Raw genomic sequence first — 23,617 nt, forward strand, 5'->3', positions numbered from 1 at the left:
CGGTCCACGGGTGGGCACTGTCCGCGAAACAGGCCTCCGGCCCGGGACTTTACCTTCCAGACCACGGATGGACACTGTCCGCGTAATAGGCCTCCTGCCCGGGGAATTCCACACGAATCTCGCCATCCACGTGATGAATATTTGGCTGGATCGGCTCGATGACAGGAGTCGCGGTCAGTACGTCGGCCACGGTGCGAAAGGCGCTCAGTCCGTCCAATTGACTCCAGGTGGGAGGCAGCAGAATGGTGTGGCCTTCTCGCCATTCCTTCAGGGCCGATGCCAGCGAACGCCACCCGACCGACTTGGCCTCGCTGGTAGCGCCGTCGGCGTTCTGACCGTCCGGCTGAACTGCCACGAAGAATCGAGTGTCGTATCGACGTTTTTCGCCTACCGGGGTAATCCAGTTGGACCATGGCCGAAGTAGATCGGAGCGAAACACCAGTCCGTTCCGCGTCAAGAACTCACCGAATGTCTGCTCGCGGCGCTCGAGGCGACCTCGATCCTCGGCGTAACTGCTGGTGTCCGACACGACGGACTCGGCCGTCGCTCCGGCAAGCAGAATCCCGCACTCCTCGAATGTCTCCCGCGCCGCGGCGCATACGAGGGCCGCAGCTTTGCGCTCGTCGACACCGAACTTCGCGGCCCACCACGCTGCATCCGGGCCCGCCCACGCCAGATCGGCGTCGGCGTCCGATATGTCGACGCCGCCCCCGGGGAACACGGTCATTCCGCCCGCGAATGCCATCCCGCCCACGCGCTCGAGGAGAAAGACCTCCACCTCGTCGGTGCCGTCTCGCAACAAGATCACAGTCGAGGCGTCGCGCACGGGGGCCGCGTCGGTAGAAGTCATCCTCGGAACGTACAACGGCTAGAGGCGGTGCTGAGCGGCCGCCCTCGTTCGCCGCGCGAAAAAGCGACCGTCAACGCGATCCAAAGTAATCGACTGGCTGAACGCCTCTGTCAAGTTCTCCGCGGTAATGACGTCATCGACGAATCCCTGCGCGACGACGCCGCCCTCCTTCAGAAGCAACGCATGACTGAATCCCGGCGGAATCTCTTCGACGTGGTGGGTGATCAGGACGGTCGCAGGCGCGTCGGGGTCCGCCGCGAGATCGGCCAATCGAGCAACGAGTTCCTCGCGTCCACCGAGATCGAGACCCGCGGCGGGTTCGTCGAGAAGCAGAAGCTCAGGATCGGTCATCAGAGCGCGAGCGATGAGGACACGTTTGCGCTCGCCCTCGGACAACGTTCCGTAGGTTCGCTCCGCCAGGTGTTCGACGCCCAGACTCTCCAGCATGTCCACCGCACGCTCGGTATCCATCTCGTCGTATCGCTCACGCCAGCGGCCGAGCACGCTGTACCCCGCCGAGACCACGAGATCCTTCACCGACTCGTCCGCGGGAATCCGATGTGCCAGCGCAGAAGAGGACAGTCCGATTCTGGGCTTGAGATCGGCAAGATTCGCTGTGCCGATCACTTCACCGAGGACGTGGGCGGTGCCTGAGGTGGGATGAACCTCGGCGGCTGCGATACGCATCAGTGACGTCTTACCGGCTCCGTTGGGTCCGAGGACGACCCATCGTTCGTCGAGTTCCACCTGCCAGGTCACTGGACCGACAAGGGTCACTCCACCTCGTCGGATGAGAACGTCGTTGAAATCGATGAGCAAGTCGGGATCCGGTTCAGACACGTTGTCTATCTTGTCGCACATCAGTCGGGCTTTCACGGCAGGATCTGCATGCGTGTCGTCCAATTCTGATCACAGTGCCGTTTCAGCTGTCCCCGCTCCCGGATCGCCGTTCCCCCTCGGCGCAACACTGTCGGCAGGTGGCACTCAATTTGCAGTCCACTCGCCCGAGGCCGATGGTGTCGAGGTCTGTCTGATCGACCCGGACGGCAGCGAAACTCGGGTCGAGCTGCGTAGCCACACCTTCGGGATCTGGCACGGGTTCATCGGTGGAGTCGAAGCAGGTGCGACGTATGGCGTCCGCGCCCACGGACCGTGGGATCCGCCCACCGGGCGTCGGTTCAACCAGCACAAACTGCTGATCGACCCAGCTGCCCGACAGATCACCGGCTCGCTCGGATCGGCACAGGCACTGCTCCCCTACGACGACGAACCGTTCGGGCGGCCCAGTGCGATCGACTCGCTCGGGCACGTGCCCCTCTCCGTTGTCACCGCGAAGACCGACCGCAACGACCCCGACCGCAGTGGCCCCGACCGCAATAGCCCTCAGCGCAATAACATCGTGAAGCCCGATATTCCATGGGACCGAACGGTCCTCTACGAACTTCACGTCGGTGCCTACACAGCGCGCCATCCCGGCGTTCCGGTGGAACACCGCGGCACCTATCTCGGACTCACCGCCCCCGTGATACTCGAACATCTGACGCGAGTCGGTGTGACCACCGTCGAGTTGCTGCCGGTGCACGCCACTCTGACGGAGCCGGACGTGAGAGCGCGCGGGATGCGCAATCACTGGGGCTATTCCACGGGTGCCTACTTCGCACCCGATCCTCGTTTCGCCTCGGTGCCGGGATGCGAGGTGACCGAGTTCCGCACGATGGTCGACGCCCTGCACTCCGCCGGAATCGAAGTTGTGCTCGACGTCGTTTACAACCACACATGCGAGTCTTCGGTGTCAGGCCCGTCCATCAGTTGGCGTGGCCTCGATGCACCGGGTTACTACTTGCTCGACGGGCGTGGGTACGACGTCGATCTCACCGGGTGCGGCAACACACTCGATTCCGCGTCTCCTGCCGTAGTGAGGATGGTGTGCGACAGTCTTCGATACTGGACTCAGGAAATGGGTGTCGACGGCTTCAGGTTCGATCTCGCCAGTACCCTCGGCCGGCCCGGCGGCTGGCGGTTCGATACTCGCGCACCACTTCTGACTGCGATTACCAGCGATCCGGTGTTGTCGGAGGTCAAGTTGATCGCCGAGCCGTGGGACGCCACGGGAGCCGGTTATCAAGTCGGCGGTTTCGGCAGTATGTGGTCCGAGTGGAACGATCGCTACCGCGATACCGTGCGACGATTCTGGGCGGGTCAGACCGGTGTACGGGAACTTGCGTCGAGACTTGCCGGTTCTGAGGACATCTACGGAGGCGGCAGCCGGAAGCCCTGGGCCTCGGTCAATTTCGTGACCGCGCACGACGGTTTCACCGCTCGCGATCTGGTGTCGTATTCACACAAGCACAACGAGGCCAACGGCGAAGAGAACCGCGACGGCACAGACAACAACGTGTCGATGCACCACGGCGTCGAAGGACCGACCGACAACCCCGAGATCTCAGCTGCTCGTGATCGTCACGTCCGCGCACTGCTGGCAACCCTTACGCTGTCCACCGGAACGCCGATGCTGCTCGCAGGAGACGAGTTGGGGCACACCCAGTTCGGCAACAACAACGCTTACTGCGTACCGGCGGATACGTCCGCCGCCGATGCCTGGGCCCTCGACTGGTCGGCGGTGGACGAGCAGTTGATCTCGTTCGTTTCCCGCCTACTGAAGGTCAGGCGCAGCGCGCCCACCCTGCGACAACAAGAGTTCTTCATCGGTCGCGACACCCCCACCGGCCGACCGGACCTCGTATGGTTCGACGCCGCAGGCAGCGAACTGAGCACGGAGTCGTGGAACGACGATTCGGTGCGCACGCTTCAAGCGTGGGTGGACGGCGCCGACGTGCGATCCTACGAACCCGACGGTCGGCACGTGGACGATGCCAGTTCACTGCTGATACTGCATTCCGGCGCGCCCACCGAGGTGGTGCTCGCATGCCCGCCCTGGGCTGCCTCACGCTTCGTGCCGGTATTCGATTCTTCCACTGCCGACGGCATGCCTGCGGACACCACCCCAGTGGTTGCCGGGTCACCGATTTCACTGACCGGTTCTACGATCCTCGTACTGCGCAGCGACGGCAGGTAGTTCATGAACAGTTGCACGAGGGGCCCGATCCCGAAGGCGTAGAGCACGGTTCCGATACCGACATTGCCGCCGAGCAACCAACCCGTTGCCACCACGGTCAACTCGATGCATGTTCGCACCAACCTGACGGACAAACCGGTATGCGCAACCAACCCCGTCATCAACCCGTCCCGCGGTCCTGGTCCCATCCCCGCACCGATGTAGAGGGCAGTGGCGAACGCATTGATCACGATGCCGCCCGCGAGCATCGCGGCGCGAACAGCGACTCCGTCGACTTCGGGGAGCCAGGCCAGTGACACATCGACCGCGATCGCGATGACCACGACGTTGCTGATTGTTCCCAGCCCTGGCTTCTGCCGCAGCGGAATCCAGGCCAACAGCACAAGGACACCGGTGACCGCGGTGATCGCACCGAAGCTCGCGGCAACGTGTCTGCTCACTCCCTGGTGAAACACGTCCCATGGATCCAGACCGAGGCCCGCGGCGACCATCAGTGCCATCGAAAATCCGTACAGGCACAGTCCGACGTAAAGGGCGGCCAGTCGCAGTCCGAGTCGGCGGGCGTACAAAAGTCCAGGAGTGTTCGACGGCATGCATCAAGTCTCGGCGTTGACTGGCACTCCCAGAAACATCCAGTTTCGAAGTAGTGGACCCTGAACCTGTCCCAGCCGATGCTCAGGGTTCAAGCGTTGCGATGACCCGTCATCGATCCTGGCGCAACTTCGGTGAAGCCTGCGTCGCGAACGGCCACCGCGCGGCCGTCGTTCACACATTCGAGAGCGCCCAGCCACTGTTGTGGATCTGCGTCGCGCACCGAGCAGGCGAAACCGTTCGATGCCCAGGATTCGCACTGCTCGGTGGTCATGGCTCCGGCGAGGAGCATCGACGCGTGCCCAACCTGGGCTGCGGCTTTTCCCACGGTCATGTCGAGGGCGCGGTCGATCCACAGCACCGGCATCCCGGGACCGGCCTGACCAGGCTCGTTGTGCTCGAGGTCGGTACCTCCGATCTGGAGCTTCTTGATGCGTGTGTCCAAATCGCCAACTCGTCCGGGCACAAGGGCACGGGCCTGCGCATTGCCTACGGAGACCGTGACGCCGGGGATCTCCTGTGCGGCCGTCCACTGGGAGCCGCGCGCTCTCCGCGCCACCTTTCGGATGCGAGCTCCCGTCCAGGTCAGGAAAGCGTCCTGCCATTCACCACCGGTACCCACCCGCACGTCGAGACACAACGCGACCGCCGCCGATGCAGCGACCTGGAGAAGGTCCGTTCGAGAGGGTGTATCGACCTTGGGGATGTGCAGAATGACCGGCATCGCAAGGACATCGGCCGGGTCCGGTGGATCCTCCTGGCCTCCGTATCCTGCGGCGAGCACCGCGTGACGTTCCGCGAACAAGCTCGTCGGTGTCGGTGTCGGTGTCGGTGTCGGTGTCGGTTCGGGCGTGGGCGCGTCGTCGCCCACGGTGTCTGTCACAGAATCGGCACTCGCCGGACGCCGCCGTCGACGGCGTCGGCAGCTTCGATCTCACTGCGCGTGACACCGAGCATGAACAGCACCGCGTCGAGATACGGGTGCGAGATTGCAGTATCTGCGATCTCCCGTAAAGCGGGCTTTGCGTTGAAAGCCACGCCCAGGCCTGCTGCGGTCAGCATGTCGATATCGTTGGCACCGTCGCCGACTGCAACGGTCTGCTCCATCGGCACGCCAGACTGGGCGGCGAACTCGCGCAAAGCAGTTGCCTTCGCGGCGCGGTCGATAACCTCTCCGATCACTCGCCCGGTCAACTTCCCGTCGATGATCTCGAGAGTGTTGGCCTTGACGAAGTCCAGTTCGAGTTCGTGCGCAAGACCCTCGATCACTTGTCTGAAGCCTCCAGAGACGACGCCGCAGTGATAGCCGAGCCTGCGCAGCGTCCGAATGGTGGTTCGCGCACCGGCCGTGAGCTCCAACTCCTCGCTCACCTCGTCGATCACCGACGCGTCGAGGCCGGCAAGCGCCTGAACACGCTGATGAAGCGACTCGGTGAAATCGATCTCGCCCCGCATCGCCGCTTCGGTGACCGCGCGGACCTCGGCCTCACGCCCGGCCTTGGCCGCGAGCATTTCGATGACCTCACCCTGGACGAGTGTCGAATCGACGTCGAACACGATGAGTCGTTTGGACCGACGCGAGATTCCACCTCGTTCGACGGCGACATCGACTCCGACGCCTGCGGCGATCTCCGACAGACCGGTACGAAGCTGCTTGTCTGCGTCGGGCGAGGTATTGGTTGCGGTGACCGTCAACTCGAGCCCGGTCACCGGGTAGTCCGCGATGCCCCTGATGGAGTCGATGTTGGCGCCCTGTCTTGCCAGCTCACGTGAAATCGCGCTGAACGCACGTGCCGTCACGGGCCTCCCGAGAACCACGACGACGTGGGTCGCGAGCGTCTGGCGCCCCACCGGGTCCGCGTCGATCTCGACGTCGACGTGAACGCCGACGGTCGACATTGCCTCTTCGAGTTCCTCTTGGAGAGCTTCGGGGTCGTTGGGACACGTCAGTAGAACACCGAGGGTGAGACGCCCCCGAATGACCACCTGTTCTACATCGAGGAGGCTCACTTGATGCCGCGAGAGGGCCGCGAACAGAACCGAGGTGACACCCGGTTTGTCCGGGCCGGTCACCGTGACGAGTACTGCGGTGTCCTTCGACGGCACCGAATCTCCTTTCGATCCTGCGACACGACACCCTGCAGGGAGCGGGTCGAATGTTGACTGTGTGCTCGTAGGAGATTGTCGCAAGCGAAGAGCCCCGCCCGGATACCGGGAGGGGCTCTTCGCTGCTACTGAGAAACTCTACTTCGGATCTGAATCACCGGAGTGCTCGTGGTCGCTGGTTGCAAGTGGTGCTCGACGGGCCTGCTCGAGTACTTCGGTGGTGTGACCACCGTGGCTGCCCGGCCCGACGTGCGCTTCCGAGCGCATCCGCTCCACCATGTGCGGGTAGTGCAGCTCGAACGCCGGACGCTCGGACCGGATCCGGGGCAGTTCCGTGAAATTATGCCGCGGCGGCGGGCACGAGGTCGCCCACTCCAACGAATTTCCGTAACCCCACGGATCATCGACGGTCACCACCTCGCCGTACCGGTAGGACTTGAACACATTCCACACGAACGGCAACGTCGACGCACCGAGCACGAACGCACCGATCGTGGAAATGATGTTCAGCGTGGTGAACCCATCGGAAGCCAGATAATCCGCATACCGACGCGGCATACCTTCGTTACCGAGCCAATGCTGCACCAAGAACGTGCCGTGGAACCCGAAGAACGTCAACCAGAAATGCCACTTCCCGAGAGTCTCGTCCATCATCCGACCCGTCATCTTCGGGAACCAGAAGTAGATACCGGCATACGTCGCGAACACGACCGTCCCGAACACCACGTAATGGAAGTGCGCGATCACGAAATACGTATCGGTGACATGGAAATCGATCGGCGGCGACGCCAACAACACACCCGAGAGACCACCGAAGAGGAAGGTGATCAAAAAGCCGATGGAGAACAACATCGGAGTCTCCAACGTCACCTGACCACGCCACATCGTGCCGATCCAGTTGAAGATCTTCACACCCGTCGGTACCGCGATCAGAAAGGTCATGAACGAGAAGAACGGCAGCAACACCGCACCGGTGGCATACATGTGATGCGCCCACACCGCGATCGAGAGCGCCGCGATCGCAATCGTCGCGTAAATCAACGTCGTGTACCCGAACATCGGCTTACGCGAGAACACCGGGAAAATCTCGGACACGATCCCGAAGAACGGCAACGCGATGATGTAAACCTCGGGATGGCCGAAGAACCAGAACAGATGCTGCCACAACAACACTCCACCGGTCGCCGGGTCGAACAAATGCGCACCCAGATGCCGATCCGCCGCCAACCCCAACAGCGCCGCAGTCAGCAACGGGAACGCCAGAAGAATCAGGATCGAGGTGACCAGAATGTTCCAGGTGAAGATCGGCATCCGGAACATCGTCATACCCGGCGCACGCAAACAGATGACGGTGGTGATCATGTTGACGCCACCCAAAATGGTGCCCAGACCCGCGACCGCGAGACCCATGATCCACATATCCGCACCGACACCCGGCGAATGCAACGCCGACGTCAACGGCGTGTACGCAGTCCACCCGAAATCCGCAGCACCACCGGGAGTGATGAACCCGGCAGTGGTGATCAACGCACCGAACAGATACAGCCAATACGAGAAAGCATTCAACCGGGGAAACGCCACATCGGGCGCACCGATCTGCAACGGCAAAATGTAATTCGCGAACCCGAACACGATCGGCGTCGCATACAGCAACAACATGATGGTGCCATGCATGGTGAACAACTGGTTGTACTGCTCATTGGAGAGGAACTGCATCCCCGGAACAGCCAACTCGGCACGCATCAACAACGCCATCAACCCACCGACGAGGAAAAACGCGATCGACGTCGCGATGTACATGATCCCCAACACCTTGGGATCAGTCGTCGTCACCGCCTTGTGCAGAAAAGAACCCTTCGGTCCCATCCGCGGCGGAAAAGGCCGTGTTACGTCCACCACGGGAGTGGGCCTAGGCGCTAGGGCAGTCACAGATCCTCCTGAAGATGCGTCCGGTCCGAACGTGAGACGGGACGTCCTGATGTCTTGCGCTCCTCGAATCGTAGACGGTGAACCACGGGTCCGCCGAACCGGTCCTACGGTGCGTCGTATTGGACCGTTGACGCAGCAAGGGACCGTACAACTCCAAAATCTTGTCGTAGACAAATATCGGCAGCCTGCCCTCCTTGTAGTGACATCGAGGTGAATCCGCAACGAACGCAGCGACTGGATAAGGTGTGACCGCACCCCACTGGAGTTAGGAACGGACGAGTTGCCCAAACAGTCACGCATGACGTCGGTGTTCTCGGTGCGCAGTGCCGCCGTGGCACTCGCCGCGGGATCCGCACTGATTCTCTCCGGTTGCACCGACGCACCCGCATCCAGCGACGACGCGTCGACCATCGTGCGGAGTACGACGGTCGTCGCAGGCGCGGGAGTGGTCGGCAACAATCGAGAGACGGTCGGCCTGTGCCCCGAGACCGCTCCCGTCGATCCGACCGGAGTCGAAGGATCGGTCAGACCAGTGGGGCATGCCGAGGGAATCAGCGATGTGCCCGCCGACCCGATGCGAATCGTCGTACTCGATCCCGCCTCGCTCGATGCCGCATGCTCGGTCGGGTTGTGGGAACGCGTCGTTGGCGCGTCGACGATCGATCCCGATTTCAGGGGCGATGGTGACCAGGAACTGTATCTGGGGACAGGCATCGCGGAGATTCCAAGCGTCGGCGCCGTCGGATCACCGGACATCGACATGATCAAGGCCTTGTCCCCCGACCTCATCATCGGGGCCGATGCACTCGGGCCGGGCACATACGACGCACTGAGCGACATCGCCGCGACGGTATTCACCACATCCGACAAGGGCTGGAAAGACACGTTCCTGCAATCGGCGGCAGCCCTTGGTCGCGGCGACACGGCATTCGGTGAACTCGCACGCTTCAGCGCCGACGCCGAACGGGTTGGACGCGACGCCAATGCCACCCAGACCCAGGCTTCTGCGGTTCGGTTCCTACCGGACTCGATCGTCACCGACGGGCCGAGAACGTTCGCGAGCGAGGTCCTCACCGAGATCGGCGTACAACGACCACCGTCGCAGCGAAGCGAATCGGTGACCCTGTCCTCCGACGACGTATCCGCCGCCGAGGGCGACATCGTCTACGTTCGTTTCGACGGCGATGCCGGCCAGACTTACGGCACGTCCGTCATGACCGGCACACACTGGGAAGACCTGGGCGCGGTCAAGGATGGCCGAGTGTTCGCGGTGAACGACACGGTATGGTCCGGCAGCGGAATCGTCGCAGCACGTGCGATCCTCGCGGACGTGACCAACTCGCTCAACGCGTACGTTTCCTGATATGCCGATCCCCGAGTTCGTTCTCGCACTGCGTAGCAAGGTAGGAACGTCGCCACTGTGGCTGTCGGGTGTCAGCGCAGTCGTGCTCGACTCCGATGATCGGATTCTTCTCACCCGTAGACGCGACAACGGAATGTGGGCAATTGTGTCCGGAATCCTCGAACCCGGCGAGGAGCCAGGCCCCGCCGCCCTCCGCGAGATCGGCGAGGAAACCGGCATCGAGGCAGCGTTGGTTCGGCTCACGAGCGTCGATGTCACCGAGCAGATCACCTACCCGAACGGCGACGTCGCACAATATTTGGACATCACCTTCCTCGCCAGGCACATCGCCGGCGATGCCCGGGTCGCCGACGACGAGAACCTCGCGGTCGAGTGGTTCGACGTCGGTTCGTTGCCCGACAATCTGACGGACACCTCACGGCTTCGCATCGAGAAGGCCCTCGGCGGGGCGAGCGAAGCCTGGTTCCGCCGCTGATTCGGTCTTCTCGCTTTCGGACCGAATGCGTCATTCGGTGTCCAGGGTGAGCGCAAGCAAGGCCCCCCGGCTCGTAGCCGGAGGGCCTTGCTTGTCGAGCAGAACCGAATGATTCCAGTCCGTCAGAAATCCCAGTCGTCGTCTTCGGTGTTGACAGCTTTGCCAATGACGTACGACGAGCCGGAGCCCGAGAAGAAGTCGTGGTTCTCGTCCGCATTCGGTGACAGCGCCGACAGAATCGCGGGGTTGACGTCGGTCTCGTCCTTCGGGAACAGCCCTTCGTAACCGAGGTTGTTGAGCGCCTTGTTCGCGTTGTAGCGCAGGAACTTCTTGACGTCCTCGGTGAGCCCGATCTCGTCATAGAGGTCCTGGGTGTACTCGACCTCGTTGTCGTACAGCTCGAACAGCAGCTCGAACGTGTAGTTCTTGAGCTCCTCGCGCCGCGCCTCGCTGACCTTCTCCAAGCCCTTCTGGTACTTGTAGCCGATGTAGTAACCGTGAACGGCTTCGTCGCGGATGATCAGACGGATCAGATCGGCGGTGTTGGTCAACTTGGCTCGCGAGGACCAGTACATCGGTAGGTAGAAGCCGGAGTAGAACAAGAAAGACTCCAGCAGGGTCGATGCAACCTTCCGCTTGAGCGGATCGTCTCCGTGATAGAAGTTCAACACGATCTCTGCCTTGCGCTGCAGGTTCGTGTTCTCCTCGGACCAGCGGAACGCGTCGTCGATGTCGCGCGTGGAGCTGAGAGTGGAGAAGATCGAGCTGTAGCTCTTGGCGTGCACCGACTCCATGAATGCGATGTTGGTGTACACCGCTTCCTCGTGCGGAGTGATCGCGTCGGGTATCAGGCTGACGGCGCCGACAGTGCCCTGAATGGTGTCGAGCAACGTCAGCCCGGTGAAGACCCGCATGGTGAGCTGCTTCTCGACGGCGTTCAGCGTTGCCCACGACGGAATGTCGTTGGACACCGGCACCTTCTCGGGCAGCCAGAAATTACTGGTGAGCCGCTCCCAGACCTCGGCGTCCTTGTCGTCCTGGACGCGGTTCCAGTTGATGGCGGATACGCGGTCGATGAGCTTCGGTCGCCCCACCACCGCCGCTGGACTGGCTGGGCCGTTGTTCGCGACTGTCATTGAAAGATCCCCAGTTCGAGTTCTGTGCAGTTCTACAGTTCTGTGCAGTTCTATCGAGTATGCGCCGACGCCGAGTCGACCCCTACAACATCCCGCCGCCTACAGCATGCAGGAGACGCAGCCCTCGACCTCGGTGCCTTCCAGGGCCATCTGGCGAAGACGGATGTAGTACAAGGTCTTGATTCCCTTGCGCCATGCGTAGATCTGAGCCTTGTTGATATCGCGCGTCGTGGCGGTGTCCTTGAAGAACAGCGTCAGCGACAGTCCCTGATCCACATGCTGCGTCGCCGCCGCGTAGGTGTCGATGATCTTCTCGTACCCGATCTCGTAGGCATCCTGGTAGTAGTCCAGGTTGTCGTTGTCGAGGTAGGGCGCCGGGTAGTAGACGCGACCGATCTTGCCTTCTTTGCGGATCTCGATCTTCGACGCGACAGGGTGGATCGACGACGTCGAGTAGTTGATGTACGAGATCGAGCCGGTGGGCGGTACGGCCTGCAAGTTCTGGTTGTAGATGCCGTACTGCTGCACGGATGCCTTGAGCGTTGCCCAGTCCGCCTGAGTGGGGATGTGAACCTCGGAGTCGGCAAACAGCTTCGCCACCTTCGCGGTCGACGGCTCCCACACCTGATCGGTGTACTTGTCGAAGAACTCACCCGACGCGTACTTGGAGTCGGGGAAGCCCTTGAAGTAGCTGCTCCGATCCTTGGCGAGCTGGTTCGACGCCTGAAGCGCATGGAACAGCACTGTGTAGAAGTAGATGTTCGTGAAATCGATTCCCTCGACCGATCCGTAGTGAATCCGCTCACGAGCGAGGTATCCGTGCAGATTCATCTGGCCGAGGCCGATGGCGTGAGAGTCGTTGTTGCCCTGCTCGATCGACGGCACCGAGTAGATGTGCGTCTGGTCCGACACCGCAGTCAATCCACGAATCGCAACGGCGATGGTCTTACCGAAGTCAGGCGAATCCATCGTCTTGGCGATGTTCAGCGAGCCGAGGTTGCACGAGATGTCCTTGCCCACATGACTGTAGGAAAGGTCGTCGTTGAACTCCGACGGCGTCGAGACCTGGAGGATCTCCGAGCACAGGTTGGAGTGAGTGATCTTGCCCTTCACCGGGTTTGCGCGGTTCACGGTGTCCTCGTACATGATGTACGGGTAGCCGGATTCGAACTGCAGCTCGGCGAGCGTCTGGAAGAACTCACGCGCCTTGATCTTGGTCTTGCGAATCCGCTTGTCGTCGACCATCTCGTAATACTTCTCGGTGACGTTGATATCGGCGAACGGCACGCCGTAGATGCGCTCGACGTCGTACGGCGAGAACAGGTACATGTCTTCGTTCTTCTTCGCTAGCTCGAACGTGATGTCCGGGATCACAATTCCGAGGGAAAGCGTCTTGATACGGATCTTCTCGTCGGCGTTCTCACGCTTGGTGTCGAGAAACTTGTACACGTCGGGATGGTGAGCGTGTAGATACACAGCTCCTGCGCCCTGACGCGCACCGAGCTGGTTGGCGTACGAGAACGAGTCCTCTAGCAACTTCATGATCGGAATGACACCGGAGGACTGATTCTCGATGCGCTTGATCGGAGCGCCGGCTTCACGAATGTTACTGAGCAGCAGGGCAACACCACCGCCGCGCTTGGACAGCTGCAGAGCGGAGTTGATGGAGCGGCCGATCGACTCCATGTTGTCCTCGATACGAAGCAGGAAGCAGGAGACGGGCTCGCCACGCTGTTTCTTGCCGGAGTTGAGGAACGTCGGAGTAGCAGGCTGGAAGCGTCCGGCAATGATCTCGTCGACCAGATCGGTGGCGAGCGCCTCGCTGCCCGCAGCGAGCGTGAGGGCAACCATGCAGACACGATCTTCGAAACGCTCCAGGTATCGCTTACCGTCGAACGTCTTCAGCGTGTACGAGGTGTAGTACTTGAACGCGCCGAGAAACGTCGGAAAGCGAAATTTCTTCTTGTACGCGTGGTTGATGAGGAACTTGACGAACTCGCGCGAGTACTGATCGAGAACCTCGGGCTCGTAATAGTTTTCCTCGACGAGGTAGTCGAGCTTCTCGTCCAAGTCATGAAAGAACACGGTGTTCTGATTGACGTGCTGCAGAAAGTACTGGTTGGCCGCTTCGCGGTCCTTCTCGAACTGAATCTCGCCATTGGGGCCGTACAGATTCAGCATCGCGTTCAGCGCGTGATAGTCGAGATCACCGTCTGCTCGAACGGAATTGACAGGTGCTGCCTCGGTGATGGTCGGTGCCACGGCGATCGCTCCAGTTTCTGATTGTGACTAATGTGTGTGCGCTGCTCGGCGCGACTCTCGTTCCCAGAAGTCCGCGAGCCCTTCACGGACTCGCTCGACGTCTTCGGGAGTCCCCATCAGTTCGAATCGATAGAGATACGGAACTGCGCACTTCTGCGAGATGACATCGCCCGCAAAACAAAACGAATCACCGAAGTTGGTGTTACCCGCCGCGATGACCGCCCTGATCAGGGACCGGTTGTGCTTGTTGTTCAAGAATTTGATGACTTGCTTCGGGACGTAATTGGTATCCCGCCCAGCAAACGTGCTGCCGCCACCGTACGTGGGAACAACCAGCACGTACGGCTGATCCACGGTGAATTCTTCGGGGTGGTGAATCGGTACCCGACTCACCGGCATATCGAGCTTGGTGACAAATCTATGGGTGTTTTCTGACGCACTCGAAAAATAAACCAACGGGTGCGTCAACTGCGGGGCACGAGATGAAGTATTCAAACTTGCTCATCTCCATCGTCGGCTCCTGCAGCAGTGTCTGTTCACGCAACCTGTGCGGTGAGCAACCTGATGCGATCGGGACGGAATCCCGACCAGTGATCTTCGCCTGCAACGACGACGGGGGCCTGCAAGTAACCGAGCGCCATAACATAGTCCCGAGCTTCGGCATCCTGCGTGATGTCGATGACGGCGTACTCGATGCCCTCTTTGTCGAGAGCGCGATACGTGGCAGTGCACTGAACGCAGGCGGGCTTGGTGTAGACGGTGATGCTCATGAGGGGTTCCCTTCTCCCTGTCCGAAACCACGGTCTTCACCGAGATTTCGATATGCGCTGCGTGATGATTTCCTGCAAGTTGCGCCGGACCCGGGAACGAGCCCGGATTGGAGCAGTTTCGAGGCACTTTCACGTGTTTCAAGTCGATTGTTTCGGCTTGTCGTGTTGTGGCCTCTCGACTGCCCAAACACTACACCTAGTGTCCGACATATGCCTACAACACGAGATGTTGCGAACAACATCCATGGTATTTGCTGGTCAGCGCCTCATGAACCCAAAATCCCACGGCGGCGGCGGCGTGTCGCGGGTCACAGGCGATTCTTGTCCCGCGTCACACACGAAAGGGGTTCGGTTGGTGATCTGAAACAGCAAGCCGACACGCCGCAAACCGGCGGATGAAATCACCCTTTGCCAGTGCGTGATCCACTTCGCACCCGGACGGGCATGCACCGCAAACCCACCCCGCCTCACGAAAAAGGACCCCCGGCCCACTTCGGCCGGAGGTCCCCCTGGAGCGTCTACCTCAACGCTGGCGCGCCTTGAAGCGCGGCTCCTTCTTGTTGATGACGAACACCTTGCCGTGACGATGCACAACCTGCGCACCCGGCTTACCCTTCAGTGACTTCAATGAGTTGCGTACCTTCATGCAGGTGATACTACATGCAAACGATTCCCATTACCAGTAACAGCTCAGGCGCTGACGAGCTCATTGGAAGCCTTGACGAGTTCTTCGACGACGGTGGAGATCTGAGCCGACACTTCGGAGTTCTCGCGCGGGTGCGCAGAGCCGAACTTGTCGATGGTGCCGCCGATGGAGAGCACCACATCCTCGAGCACGTTGCCGCCGGCGATGCCGACAGCTTTGCGAGTGTCGTCGTGTGCCCACTTCGCACCGTTGCCACTCGGCGACGCGCTGATGACTGCGACGGGCTTGTTGCGCACGGCGCCTGCGCCGTAGGGGCGCGACAGCCAGTCGATGGCGTTCTTCAGGACGGCGGGAATCGTGCCGTTGTATTCGGGCGTGACGAGCAGGAAAGCGGTCGCCTTCTCGGCTTCGGCGCGCAAGTCGAGTGCAGCTGCCGGAACCTTTCCGTCGACATCGATGTCCTCGTTGTAGAACGGAACGTCGGCGAGCGCTCCATAGACGACTGCGGCAGCACCCTCGGGAGCGAGCGATACAGCAGTCTCGGCGATCTGCTTGTTGACGGAGTCGGCGCGGAGGCTTCCGACCAGGACCAGAACGTGTGCTTGCGACATAACCAATATTCCTTCGGGTTCGAATGACAGTCGGTGTTCGACCAATTCCTACCATCTAAACGGACCGCGGTCCACATCTGTTCCCGAGCGGGTACTGTAACCGTTGTGCCCGACTTCATGCTGCCCATCGTCGGCGAGGAGACCGAGCGATGTGACGCAGCTCGCAATCGCCGCCTCTTACTGGACGCGGCATCGGAACTGGTTGCGACCATCGGAGCCGACGCCGTCACAATGGATGGCCTCGCGTCCAAAGCCGGAGTGGGCAAAGGCACCGTGTTTCGACGGTTCGGAAGCCGCTCCGGGTTGATGCAGGCACTGTTGGATCACACGGAGAAAGAGCTGCAGCAGAGGTTCCTTTTCGGTCCCCCTCCGATGGGCCCAGGGGCAGATCCGATCGACAGGCTCGTCGCGTTCGGCCGCGCACGCCTGGATCTGGTCGAGGTGCAAGGTGAAGTGATGCGTGCCGCGGAGACATCGGCCGAGCTCCGGTACTCAGCACCGGCACACATGGTGAGCTACACCCACGTCCTCACCCTGCTGAGGGCGGCACATGTCACCGGCGATCTGGAGCTCCTCGCCTTTGGGCTTCTCATCCCTCTCGAAGCCACATTGGTACTGCACCAATTCCGCAATCTGAACATGTCCATGCAGCGCCTGGCCGACGGCTGGGAAGACCTGGTACGCAGGGCCACTCGGTGACCGGTGACCAACCCGTAATACAGGGCTGCACAGGGAGAAAGCTAGAGCATTCGCTGGACGGCAAGCGCTGCTCGATGAAGTTCCGCTCCGTAGGACGGACCGTGGCCAGCTGCATGCACAGCCAGCGGGTGGAGTTGGTGGAGCGGAATCCTCTTCTCCCATCCCCCGCGCAACGGGCACTCGGAGTGATATCCGTCGACTATGTCCGAGAGCAACGGACATCCGAACAATGCGAGCATCGCGAGGTCTGTTTCCCGATGGCCGCCGTGGGCTGCAGGGTCGATCATCACCACGCCTGCATCCGTCCACACCACATTGCCCGTCCAGAGATCGCCGTGTAGCCGCGCGGGTGGATCGTCGTCGTCGAATGCGCCGCCGGCCACGTCGGCGCAGACACGCTCGACGACTGCCGCGTCGGATTCCGAGAGGTTCCCGACCTCGACCGCGACCCGCACGTACGGCAGCACACGCTCGGTCACGTAGAACGCACCCCAAGACGGATGTACGACGCTCGACATCGGCCGCGCACCGATGAAGATCTGACCAACGAATCCTTCTGGTGGACAACCGAATCCAGGAGCACCTGACCGGTGGACCTCGGCGAGTTGCGCTCCGAACAGACGAGCGGCATCGGGACGCGGCGCCGAAGGAACGAGGCGAGCGAGATCGATGTGCGTCGGCCCGACGCTTCGAACGTCGACGACAGTGGCCCCACCTTCTCGCAGCCACCGCAGACCTGCAGCCTCGGCCGCGAAAAAATCCGGATGCGCGCTCGCATCGGTTTTGGAATACGTATCTGCTGGCATCCCCTGCGACCCTACCGCTCGCGGGTATTTGCGCAGGCCCCCACCTAGAATGGCCGAATGGCATTTCTTCGTTCGGAGTTGCGCACTCGTATACAGCGCGAACTGGCTGTCCAGTCCACCCTCGATCCGGCGACCGAGATCACGCGACGGGTCGAGTTCCTCAAACGCTATCTTCGCGCCACCCCGGCGAAGGGCTTCGTGCTCGGCATCAGCGGCGGCCAGGACAGCACCCTCACCGGAAAACTCTGCCAACGAGCAGCCGAGGAACTTCGCGCAGAAGGCGCGGAGGCACAGTTTCTCGCAGTACGACTCCCCTACGGCGTCCAGGCCGACGAGGACGACGCCACAGTTTCGCTCGGGTTCATCGCCCCCGACAGGACGGTGACCGTCAACATCAAAGGCGCCTCGGACGCTGCCGCAGCAGCAACGGCCGATGCCCTCGGAGCCAGTGAAATCCGAGACTTCGTGCGCGGCAACATCAAAGCACGCCAACGGATGGTCGCGCAGTATGCACTGGCGGGTGAGCTCGGCTACGTCGTGGTCGGAACGGATCACGCAGCCGAAGCGATCACCGGCTTCTTCACCAAGTTCGGCGACGGTGGAGTGGACATCACGCCACTCACCGGGCTGACAAAGCGTCAAGGCGCGGCTCTGCTGCGTGAACTCGGTGCACCTGAGAGCACCTGGAAGAAGGTACCGACGGCCGATCTGGAGGACGACCGCCCAGCACTTCCCGACGAGGAGGCACTCGGCGTGACCTACTCGCAGGTCGACGATTATCTGGAAGGCAAGGACGTCACCGACGAGGTAGCGGAGAAGCTCGAACGAATGTTCCTCGACACTCGGCACAAACGCGCAGTTCCCGTCACACCGTTCGACGAATGGTGGACAAGCTGAAACCGAGACTGCAGCAAAACCGAAACTGCAGCAAAACTGAAACTGCAGCAGGAGCTGAGCGGGCGCTCAGCCCCCGGCGAACGGCGGCAGGATGTCAACCCTGTCGCCGAACGTCTCGCTCAAATCGCGAGTGAGTTCGTCGCCGATGAGGTACGCCGACACGCGAAGCACGTCGGCCAGGGCATCGCCGTGGCGCGCCAACACCGCGTCCTTCAGCACCGCCAACTCCGAGCCTTCGGGTAGGTCGAATGTTTCCTTGGCACAACCGGATGCGTCGGCTGCGCCGGCAAAATAGCGAACCTCAACCACCGATGGCTCCCATACTCCTCGCAGGCGGAACGAAGTCTGCCGCGTCGATGCCGTGCCCGGCCCATTTGTTCCACATTGCGCCCCGCCACAGCTGCGCCAGTTCCTCGTCGGACGCACCTCCGCGCAATGCAGCACGCAAGTCGACTTCGTCGTCGCTGAACAGGCAGGACCGAACCGTGCCTTCGGCGGTCAGCCGCGTCCGGTCGCAGTCGGAGCAGAACGATCTCGTGACGGAGGCAATGATCCCGACGGTCGCGGAGCTCCCATCGACAGCCCACTCCTCGGCAGGGGCCGAGGGGTCTTCCCTGCCGATTTCACGCAGATCGAACCGGGTGGACAGAACGTCCAGCAAATTTTGTGCATCGAGCATGTTCGATCGCGCCCATTCTTGATCCGCATCGAGCGGCATCTGCTCGATGAATCGCAACGCGACACCTTCCTCCAGACACCATTGCAGGAGATCTGCGGCCCCGTGAAGGGTCTCGGGCATCAGAACGGCGTTGATCTTGACCGGCCTCAAACCCGCGCGGGCGGCAGCGCGGATACCCGCCAGTACCGACGGCAACCGATCGCGTCTGGTCAGCTCGGCGAAGTGTGCACGATCGATCGAATCGAGCGACACATTGACTCGGGTGAGCCCCGCGGCGACCAGTTTGTCGACGCGGTGCTCGAGACCCACGGCATTGGTGGTCATCGCCAACGGAATTCCCGGTACTCGCTGCGAGCAATGTTCCAGGATGTCGACGAGGTCGGCCCGCATCAGCGGCTCGCCACCGGTGAAGCGAACTTCCTCGACCCCGAGTCGATGTACAGCGACGGCTACGACTCGCCCGATTTCTTCCGGCGTCAGGAGATCCTGGGCCGGGATGGCGGGAAGTCCTTCCTCCGGCATGCAGTAGGTGCACCGCAGAGAACATTTCTCGGTTATGGATACACGCAGGTCACGCGCCACTCGCCCGAACCGGTCGATGAGGACCGGCACATCGGGGCGGTCGGCGACGGAGAAGCCCCGTACCCGGTTTACCGAGGGGATGCCCAGCCCCACGACACTCTCGACTGACACTGACCCTCCTTTTCGACATCGGTGTTCAGCACTGCTTCCATGCACACGCTTGGTCGTATGCACAACACCGAGCCTTGTTCCAGTATGCCGCTCATGGGAAATTTCGTACGATCCGCCGAACCTTCGACAGCCACGGCCCGCATAGGATCGTGACATGACGAGCCGCACCACAGGGCCGATTCGCACAACAGGGCCAGACCGAGACGCCCGCGGTGAATCGGCGTTCGAACCGACCGCAGACCGGCCCGTACCGGCCTCTGTCGAAGAGCACATCGACCACGTCCGACGGCTCCTGGACGCCTTGCGGACTCGCCCATCGGACACCGTGAGCGTTGCCGAGGCCTTGGGCCGCATTCCGACGTCGGACGTTGCGTCGCCGGTCGACCTTCCGCTGTTTCGGAACTCACAGATGGACGGCTACGCCGTCCGTGCAGTAGATGTCGCTGCTGTGCCGGTCAGCCTCCGTGTCGCTGGAACGATCGCGGCGGGGCCGTCCGACACGATTGTCGTCGAGCCCGGCACCGCGGTGAAAATCATGACCGGGGCTCCGGTTCCGGAGCAGGCCGACGCCATAGTGCCCGTCGAGAACACCGTCGCCGAGGGCGACTTCGTGACGATATCGATGTCGCGCGCCGCTGGAGAATATATTCGCGAGCAGGGCAGTGATGTCACCGCGGGCACCGTTCTCGTCCGTTCGGGGCAGACCCTGGAACCGCGCCACATTGCCGTGCTCGCTGCAGTCGGGCTCTCGCACATCGAGGTTCGCAGTCGGCCGAAGGTCGCCGTGATCACTACCGGTGCCGAGCTGGTCGATGCCGGATCTCCACTGCGACCAGGGCAGATCTTCGACTCCAACGGTGTGACTCTGGCCGCACACCTGCGCGCAAATGGTGCCGACGTGGTTGCGGTGCATCGCAGCTCCGACGTGCCGGAGGACTTTCGCCGAATACTGTTCCTCGCGACCTCGAAAGCTGAGCTCGTCATCACATCGGGTGGGGTTTCGATGGGCGACTTCGAAGTGGTCAAGGACGTGTTGGCTACCCTCGGTGGGCAATTCGGTTCGGTTCGAATGCAACCCGGCGGGCCCCAGGGCACCGCGGTGGTCGACGGCGTTCCGGTGCTGAGCTTTCCCGGCAATCCGGTGAGTACCGTGGTGTCGTTCCTGATGTTCGCGCGCGCTGTCATTCGCGAGTCGGCGGGACTCCCTCCGATAAGCGTCCGTTCTGTGCCGCTGGCACATTCGATCACCTCGATTTCAGGAAAACGGCAACTTCTTCGCGGCAAAGTCGAAGAAGACGGCGTCACGTTGATCGCGGGACCGGGATCGCATCTCGTCGCGGCGATGGCCTGGGCCGATGTGCTCGTCGACATCCCCGCCGATACCATCGAGCTGGCCGCCGGTACCAACGTCCGGGTTATCCCACTGTGAACGGCCATCACTTGTCGACGAATTCAAATTTCTCGCACCTCGATGCCGAAGGTCGCGCCCGGATGGTCGATGTCTCCCACAAGGCCGACACGGCTCGAATTGCGGTCGCTGCAGGTGAATTGGAGACCACCCCCGAGGTCGTCGCACTCGTTCGAGCCGACGGGATGCCGAAGGCGGACGTGCTCGCAACGGCGCGAATCGCTGGAATCTCGGGTGCGAAGAGGACATCGGAACTCATCCCGCTGTGCCATCAATTGGCGCTGTCCAAGGTGGACGTCGTATTCGGATTCACCGAGACCACGATCACCGTCGAAGCCACCGCGAAGACGACCGGCCCCACCGGCGTCGAGATGGAAGCCCTCACGGCCGTCGCCATCGCCGGCCTCACGTTGCACGACATGGTCAAAGCCGTGGACCCCGCTGCAACGATGAACGGCGTACGACTCATCAGCAAGGAGGGCGGTAAACGTGGCCGGTGGTCACGTGACGGCGTACCAGCACCTCTGGGTCCACAACTGGAGGCCAGGTCCGCCGTGGTGCTGGTCGCATCCACCGGCGGCGCGCGCGGTACCCGAGAGGACACAACCGGGCCCGTGATCGCCGCATGGTTGACGGACCGCGGCTTCTCGGTGCGCGGTCCCTTGGTGTTCGCCGACGCGGACATCGCGACAGGATTGGACGATGCCCTCACCGGCGGGCCGGCTCTCGTGATCAGCACCGGAGGTACCGGCGTGTCCCCGACCGATGCGACGCCGGAAGCGACGCGGGTCGTACTCGACCGCGAACTACCGGGCGTTGCCGATGCAATCCGGCTCAAGGGAACCGAAGTGACTCCGCACGCGACACTGAGCCGTGGCCTGACGGGAGTCTCAGGTCGCACCGTGGTCGTCAACCTGCCCGGTTCCCCAGGAGGGGTGAAAGATGGTCTCGCAGTGCTCGGACCAATTCTGGATCATCTTCTCGCGCAGGTCGCCGGACACGGTCTTCACGACCCCGATGTCCAGGATGCCGGCGAACGGAAGTGACCAAAAACATGACAGAACTGCTCGCACAGATTTCCGGTGAGCCACTCGACAGTGCGGTGGTCGAGAGCGCCGTGGCAGGCCCCGAGCACGGAGCTGTCGTGGTGTTCTCCGGAGTCGTTCGTAATCACGATGGCGGACAATCGGTGTCCGCACTGGAATATCAGGCTCATCCCGACGCCGAGCGCTTTCTCGCCGCGTGCTGTGCCGAAGTCGCGGCGGAGTCGGGACTTCCAGTCGCAGCGATCCACCGAGTCGGCGAATTGGTCGTCGGAGACATCGCGTTGGTCGCGGCAGTGGCATCGCCGCACCGCGCCGAGGCGTTCGCCACGTGTGCTGCGCTCGTCGAACGCATCAAGGCCGAAGTGCCGATCTGGAAGCGCCAGCACTTCGCGGCCGGCACATCGGAGTGGGTCGGGTTGTAGAAGGACCGAACCGCGCGGATTGCCACGGATCCCCAACCGCACCCGACGTCGACAAGCCACATTCCCGAGAGCCGAAACGTCTTCCAAGTCCCAGCAATATATTTAGTTTTGCGAAACATATCGGTGGACGGGAAACATCGCAGTCCCATCGAGAGGATCTCCGGATCGACGGACACAGTCGAGTAGACGGACCTCGACCAATTCTTCATCGATGTCCGTGCCGATCAAGACAAGTCGGGTGCCGCGTTCGTCCTCGGCACGCCAGTCCGTCTGCTCAATCCTGATGTGCCTGCCGACCGTGTTCAGCAGGTATTTGCCCATGTAACCTTCCGCCCCGAAGTAGACGATTCCTTTGATTCGATACACGTCACCGGAAGGATTCTCCAGCATCTCGACGAACCGCCGCGGATCGATTGGTTCGACTGTTTCGAAGCTGGCGGTGCTGTAGCGGGCATGAAGATGTTGCGAGTGATCGTCGTCCTCGTACATGAGCTCGTCCAACGACAGTTGACGTGCATGGCTCGGATCGTCGGCGCGTTCGGGGACCTCGAACAGCAACTCCGCGTCGACGCGGCCATGCTCGGTGGACAGAATGGGAACGTCGCCCACGATGGACCGCACCGACGCAAGGGCATTTTCTCGCGCTTCGTCATCCAGTCGGTCCGTCTTGTTGAGAACCACCAGATCCGCCAGTCCCAGATGTTGGTCGATCTCAGGGTGTGCGGACCGGGTCGTAGCGAACTCGACGGCGTCGACGAGACCCACCAGACCGCCGTAGGTGATGCGCGGATTATCACCCGCCAGCACCATACGGATCAGGTTTCGAGGTTCGGCGAGTCCGCTCGCTTCCACAACGATGACGTCCAGCCGAGACGAGCTGGTCGCGAGAGTGTCGAGCATCGCATCCATCTCACTCGCGTCGACGGCGCAGCACAGACAACCGTTCCCGAGCGAGACCATCGAATCGACCTGGCCGGCAACCATCATCGCGTCGATGTTGATGGACCCGAAATCGTTGACCACGACGCCGATCCGGATTCCGCGGTTGTTCCGGAGCAGGTGGTTGAGGAGCGTCGTCTTGCCGGCGCCGAGAAAGCCCGACACCAGTACGACGGGGATCTTTCGTAGTTCTCGCGTGCGCGCCACGCAGCG

Annotated in this window: 23 protein-coding genes and 1 pseudogene; 8 read left to right on the top strand and 16 right to left on the bottom strand. The window is 61.9% G+C overall.

All coding sequences use genetic code 11. The annotated features are described in order from the left end of the window. Positions 1-49: 49 nt before the first annotated feature. Positions 50-850, bottom strand: coding sequence for an NUDIX hydrolase (locus tag QMK17_RS01550; protein ID WP_283506570.1), 801 nt, complete (start codon positions 848-850; stop codon positions 50-52). 18 nt (positions 851-868) lie between these two features. Continuing rightward, the gene (locus tag QMK17_RS01555; protein ID WP_283506678.1) at positions 869-1,711 is read right to left on the bottom strand and encodes an ABC transporter ATP-binding protein; all 843 of its coding nucleotides are present in this window, start codon (positions 1,709-1,711) and stop codon (positions 869-871) included. A gap of 31 nt (positions 1,712-1,742) precedes the next feature. Here QMK17_RS01555 and glgX point away from each other — a divergent pair, with 31 nt between their 5' ends. Beyond that, positions 1,743-3,926, top strand: coding sequence for a glycogen debranching protein GlgX (gene glgX / locus QMK17_RS01560; protein WP_283506571.1), 2,184 nt, complete (start codon positions 1,743-1,745; stop codon positions 3,924-3,926). On the opposite strand, the pseudogene yczE reads toward glgX, so the two are convergent. The 4 genes and pseudogenes from yczE to ctaD all read right to left on the bottom strand — a co-directional run. Next, positions 3,917-4,519: pseudogene (gene yczE, locus QMK17_RS26430) on the bottom strand (membrane protein YczE); the annotation flags it as partial. The gene glgX and the pseudogene yczE overlap by 10 nt on opposite strands. Before the next feature lie 89 nt (positions 4,520-4,608). Next, positions 4,609-5,322: a peptidyl-tRNA hydrolase gene (locus QMK17_RS01565; RefSeq protein ID WP_283506679.1), complete on the bottom strand. Its 714-nt coding sequence runs from the start codon at positions 5,320-5,322 to the stop codon at positions 4,609-4,611. 74 nt (positions 5,323-5,396) lie between these two features. Further along, positions 5,397-6,623, bottom strand: coding sequence for a phosphoserine phosphatase SerB (gene serB, locus QMK17_RS01570; protein ID WP_283506572.1), 1,227 nt, complete (start codon positions 6,621-6,623; stop codon positions 5,397-5,399). Between the two features lie 138 nt (positions 6,624-6,761). Continuing rightward, positions 6,762-8,552 (bottom strand): aa3-type cytochrome oxidase subunit I, encoded by a 1,791-nt coding sequence (gene ctaD / locus QMK17_RS01575; protein ID WP_283506573.1) that lies wholly within the window; start codon positions 8,550-8,552, stop codon positions 6,762-6,764. A 298-nt stretch (positions 8,553-8,850) separates the two neighbouring features. Here ctaD and QMK17_RS01580 point away from each other — a divergent pair, with 298 nt between their 5' ends. Together QMK17_RS01580 and QMK17_RS01585 are read left to right on the top strand one after the other, a co-directional pair. Further along, the gene (locus QMK17_RS01580; protein WP_283506574.1) at positions 8,851-9,915 is read left to right on the top strand and encodes an ABC transporter substrate-binding protein; all 1,065 of its coding nucleotides are present in this window, start codon (positions 8,851-8,853) and stop codon (positions 9,913-9,915) included. A 1-nt stretch (position 9,916) separates the two neighbouring features. Beyond that, positions 9,917-10,390: an NUDIX hydrolase gene (locus QMK17_RS01585; RefSeq protein WP_283506575.1), complete on the top strand. Its 474-nt coding sequence runs from the start codon at positions 9,917-9,919 to the stop codon at positions 10,388-10,390. A 122-nt stretch (positions 10,391-10,512) separates the two neighbouring features. Here the strand turns inward: QMK17_RS01585 and nrdF are convergent, their stop codons facing one another. From nrdF to QMK17_RS01615, 6 genes are all read right to left on the bottom strand, one after another. Then, positions 10,513-11,487: a class 1b ribonucleoside-diphosphate reductase subunit beta gene (gene nrdF / locus QMK17_RS01590; protein ID WP_283506680.1), complete on the bottom strand. Its 975-nt coding sequence runs from the start codon at positions 11,485-11,487 to the stop codon at positions 10,513-10,515. 138 nt (positions 11,488-11,625) lie between these two features. Then, complete coding sequence (nrdE, locus tag QMK17_RS01595) at positions 11,626-13,788, bottom strand: class 1b ribonucleoside-diphosphate reductase subunit alpha (protein ID WP_283506576.1); 2,163 nt, start codon at positions 13,786-13,788, stop codon at positions 11,626-11,628. A 27-nt stretch (positions 13,789-13,815) separates the two neighbouring features. Next, positions 13,816-14,244 carry a class Ib ribonucleoside-diphosphate reductase assembly flavoprotein NrdI gene (gene nrdI / locus QMK17_RS01600; RefSeq protein WP_283506681.1) on the bottom strand — a complete coding sequence of 143 codons (429 nt, stop codon included), beginning with the start codon at positions 14,242-14,244 and terminating at the stop codon, positions 13,816-13,818. 80 nt (positions 14,245-14,324) lie between these two features. Then, positions 14,325-14,558: a glutaredoxin-like protein NrdH gene (gene nrdH, locus QMK17_RS01605; protein WP_283506577.1), complete on the bottom strand. Its 234-nt coding sequence runs from the start codon at positions 14,556-14,558 to the stop codon at positions 14,325-14,327. 523 nt (positions 14,559-15,081) lie between these two features. Further along, positions 15,082-15,204, bottom strand: coding sequence for a type B 50S ribosomal protein L36 (ykgO, locus tag QMK17_RS01610; protein ID WP_283506578.1), 123 nt, complete (start codon positions 15,202-15,204; stop codon positions 15,082-15,084). A 44-nt stretch (positions 15,205-15,248) separates the two neighbouring features. Continuing rightward, positions 15,249-15,815 carry an NAD(P)H-dependent oxidoreductase gene (locus QMK17_RS01615; protein WP_283506580.1) on the bottom strand — a complete coding sequence of 189 codons (567 nt, stop codon included), beginning with the start codon at positions 15,813-15,815 and terminating at the stop codon, positions 15,249-15,251. 117 nt (positions 15,816-15,932) lie between these two features. On the opposite strand from QMK17_RS01615, the gene QMK17_RS01620 reads away from it, so the two are divergent. After that, a complete protein-coding gene (locus tag QMK17_RS01620) occupies positions 15,933-16,514 on the top strand; it encodes a TetR/AcrR family transcriptional regulator (protein WP_442972672.1) in 582 nt (193 codons plus the stop codon). A gap of 41 nt (positions 16,515-16,555) precedes the next feature. Here the strand turns inward: QMK17_RS01620 and QMK17_RS01625 are convergent, their stop codons facing one another. Beyond that, positions 16,556-17,320, bottom strand: a complete 765-nt coding sequence (locus tag QMK17_RS01625; RefSeq protein ID WP_283506584.1) for a fructosamine kinase family protein — start codon at positions 17,318-17,320, stop codon at positions 16,556-16,558. 57 nt (positions 17,321-17,377) lie between these two features. Between QMK17_RS01625 and nadE the strand changes: the two genes are divergently transcribed. Further along, positions 17,378-18,217, top strand: a complete 840-nt coding sequence (gene nadE, locus QMK17_RS01630; RefSeq protein ID WP_283506586.1) for an ammonia-dependent NAD(+) synthetase — start codon at positions 17,378-17,380, stop codon at positions 18,215-18,217. Positions 18,218-18,283: 66 nt separating this feature from the next. Here the strand turns inward: nadE and QMK17_RS01635 are convergent, their stop codons facing one another. Together QMK17_RS01635 and moaA are read right to left on the bottom strand one after the other, a co-directional pair. Next, on the bottom strand, positions 18,284-18,526 hold the full coding sequence (locus QMK17_RS01635) for a MoaD/ThiS family protein (RefSeq protein ID WP_283506588.1): 243 nt from the start codon (positions 18,524-18,526) through the stop codon (positions 18,284-18,286). After that, on the bottom strand, positions 18,519-19,589 hold the full coding sequence (gene moaA / locus QMK17_RS01640; protein WP_442972668.1) for a GTP 3',8-cyclase MoaA: 1,071 nt from the start codon (positions 19,587-19,589) through the stop codon (positions 18,519-18,521). Before moaA ends, QMK17_RS01635 begins: the two co-directional genes overlap by 8 nt. Positions 19,590-19,743: 154 nt before the next feature. On the opposite strand from moaA, the gene QMK17_RS01645 reads away from it, so the two are divergent. From QMK17_RS01645 to QMK17_RS01655, 3 genes are read left to right on the top strand one after another with little or no spacing between them, the layout of a single operon-like run. Next, on the top strand, positions 19,744-21,018 hold the full coding sequence (locus QMK17_RS01645; protein WP_283506591.1) for a molybdopterin molybdotransferase MoeA: 1,275 nt from the start codon (positions 19,744-19,746) through the stop codon (positions 21,016-21,018). 11 nt (positions 21,019-21,029) lie between these two features. Beyond that, entirely contained in the window at positions 21,030-22,043 is a 1,014-nt protein-coding gene (moaCB, locus tag QMK17_RS01650; RefSeq protein ID WP_283506593.1) for a bifunctional molybdenum cofactor biosynthesis protein MoaC/MoaB, read from the top strand. 8 nt (positions 22,044-22,051) lie between these two features. Then, positions 22,052-22,465: a molybdenum cofactor biosynthesis protein MoaE gene (locus QMK17_RS01655; RefSeq protein WP_283506595.1), complete on the top strand. Its 414-nt coding sequence runs from the start codon at positions 22,052-22,054 to the stop codon at positions 22,463-22,465. 102 nt (positions 22,466-22,567) lie between these two features. Here the strand turns inward: QMK17_RS01655 and QMK17_RS01660 are convergent, their stop codons facing one another. Continuing rightward, positions 22,568-23,611 (bottom strand): CobW family GTP-binding protein, encoded by a 1,044-nt coding sequence (locus tag QMK17_RS01660; protein WP_283506597.1) that lies wholly within the window; start codon positions 23,609-23,611, stop codon positions 22,568-22,570. Positions 23,612-23,617 lie beyond the last annotated feature (6 nt).

This window comes from Rhodococcus sp. G-MC3, assembly GCF_030063335.1.
Lineage (GTDB): Bacteria > Actinomycetota > Actinomycetes > Mycobacteriales > Mycobacteriaceae > Rhodococcoides.